This window comes from Streptomyces sp., from assembly GCF_031178505.1.
GTDB lineage: Bacteria > Actinomycetota > Actinomycetes > Streptomycetales > Streptomycetaceae > Streptomyces > Streptomyces gulbargensis.
On record NZ_JAPSIW010000929.1, the window covers coordinates 1 to 2,334 of the forward strand.

Genomic DNA, 2,334 nt, shown 5'->3' on the forward strand with positions numbered 1-2,334 from the left:
ACGGGCCCGGAGCCGGACGTGGACGAGCTGCGGGAGCGGTTCGCGGCGCTCCTGGAACCGGTCGACGTGTACTCGGAGGTCTTCGACCCGTACGAGCCCCGCAAGGCGCCCGTCCCCGCGCGGATCTCCGACAGCCTCGCCACCATCATCGCCGACCTGCGGCACGGCCTCGCCCACTACCGGGCGGGGCGGGTCAGCGAGGCGCTGTGGTGGTGGCAGTTCTCGTACTTCTCCAACTGGGGACCGACGGCCTCGGCCACCCTCCGCGCCCTCCAGTCCCTCGTGGCCCACGTCCGCCTCGACCAGCCCCTCGCGGCGCTCGACGGGCTGGACACGGACGAGGACCTGACCGAGGACGACCTGGCGGAGGAGGCGGGCCGGGTGATGGTCCGCGAGCTGGGGGCCTCGCTGGGCCTGCGCGAGCTGCGGTAACCGTCCGGCGCGTGGCACGGCGGCGGGGACATCCACCGGGTGTCCCCGCCGCCGTGTGCCGTCCCGGCCCACCCGGTGATCACTGGGCGAGCACCTCGTCTCACCATGCGGTATCAGGTCGGCGTTTTCCGGTCCCTCGTTAGACTGAACCGACCGCAGTGACAGCTGCGGCAGAGACTGAGCGAGGAGCGCACGTGGGCCTTGTCGTGCAGAAGTACGGAGGCTCCTCCGTTGCCGATGCCGAAGGCATCAAGCGCGTCGCCAAGCGGATCGTGGAAGCCAAGAAGAACGGCCACCAGGTGGTCGTCGTGGTATCCGCGATGGGCGACACGACGGACGAGTTGATCGATCTCGCCGAGCAGGTATCCCCGATGCCGGCCGGCCGTGAGTTCGACATGCTGCTGACCGCCGGAGAGCGGATCTCCATGGCCCTGCTGGCCATGGCGATCAAAAACCTGGGCCACGAGGCCCAGTCGTTCACGGGAAGCCAGGCGGGTGTCATCACCGACTCGGTCCACAACAAAGCGCGCATCATCGATGTCACGCCGGGCCGGATCCGTACCGCCCTCGACGAGGGCAACATCGCCATCGTCGCCGGCTTCCAGGGTGTCTCCCAGGACAAGAAGGACATCACCACGCTCGGCCGCGGCGGCTCGGACACGACCGCCGTCGCCCTGGCCGCCGCGCTCGACGCCGAGGTCTGCGAGATCTACACGGACGTCGACGGCGTCTTCACGGCCGACCCGCGGGTCGTGAAGAAGGCGAAGAAGATCGACTGGATCTCCTTCGAGGACATGCTGGAGCTGGCCGCCTCCGGCTCCAAGGTGCTGCTGCACCGCTGCGTCGAGTACGCGCGCCGCTACAACATCCCGATCCACGTCCGCTCGTCCTTCTCGGGCCTCCAGGGCACGTGGGTCAGCAACGAACCGCTCTCCGACGCAAAGGACCAGAAGGTGGAGCAGGCCATCATCTCCGGTGTCGCCCACGACACCTCCGAGGCGAAGATCACCGTCGTCGGCGTCCCGGACAAGCCGGGCGAGGCCGCGGCCATCTTCCGGGCCGTCGCGGACGCCGAGATCAACATCGACATGATCGTGCAGAACGTGTCCGCCGCCTCCACCGGCCTGACGGACATCTCCTTCACCCTCCCCAAGGCCGAGGGCCGCAAGGCCATCGACGCCCTGGAGAAGGCGAAGGCCTCGATCGGCTTCGACTCGCTGCGCTACGACGACCAGATCGGCAAGATCTCCCTGGTCGGCGCGGGGATGAAGACCAACCCGGGCGTCACCGCGGACTTCTTCCGCGCCCTGTCCGACGCGGGCGTGAACATCGAGCTCATCTCGACCTCCGAGATCCGCATCTCGGTCGTCACCCGCGCCGACGACGTCAACGAGGCCGTGCGCGCCGTCCACACCGCCTTCGGCCTGGACAGCGACTCGGACGAGGCCGTCGTCTACGGAGGCACCGGACGATGACCCCGAAGCCGACGCTCGCGGTCGTGGGAGCGACCGGGGCGGCCGGCTCGGTGATGCTCCGGATGCTCACGCAGCGCGCGGACGTCTGGGGCGACATACGCCTCGTCTCCTCCCCCCGTTCCGCCGGCCGCAAGGCGGAGGTACGGGGGGAGGAGTGCGAGATCCTCGCGCTCGGCGAGGAGGTCTTCGACGGCGTCGACCTGGCCCTCTTCCTCGTGCCCGAGGCGGTGGCGGCCCGGTGGGCGCCCGTGGCCGTCTCCAAGGGCGCCGTCGTGGTGGACACCTCCGCCGCCTTCCGGGACGACCCGGACGTGCCGCTCGTCGTCCCCGAGATCAACGCCCACGCCGCCCGCGTACGGCCCCGGGGCGTCGTCGCCAGCCCCGGCTGCACCACCCTCGCGCTGATCATGGCGGTGGGCGCCCTGCA

At 70.0% G+C, this 2,334-nt stretch carries 2 protein-coding genes and 1 pseudogene; all 3 read left to right on the forward strand.

Annotated features, from left to right (window positions below; translation table 11 throughout):
- A partial coding sequence (locus tag RIF68_RS34620) for a DUF5063 domain-containing protein (protein ID WP_309055466.1) occupies positions 1 to 432 on the forward strand: 432 nt, incomplete at its 5' end.
- 194 nt (positions 433 to 626) lie between these two features.
- A complete protein-coding gene (locus tag RIF68_RS34625) occupies positions 627 to 1,907 on the forward strand; it encodes an aspartate kinase (protein WP_309055468.1) in 1,281 nt (426 codons plus the stop codon).
- Positions 1,904 to 2,334 (forward strand): annotated as a pseudogene (locus RIF68_RS34630) (aspartate-semialdehyde dehydrogenase); the annotation flags it as partial. The gene RIF68_RS34625 and the pseudogene RIF68_RS34630, both read left to right, overlap by 4 nt.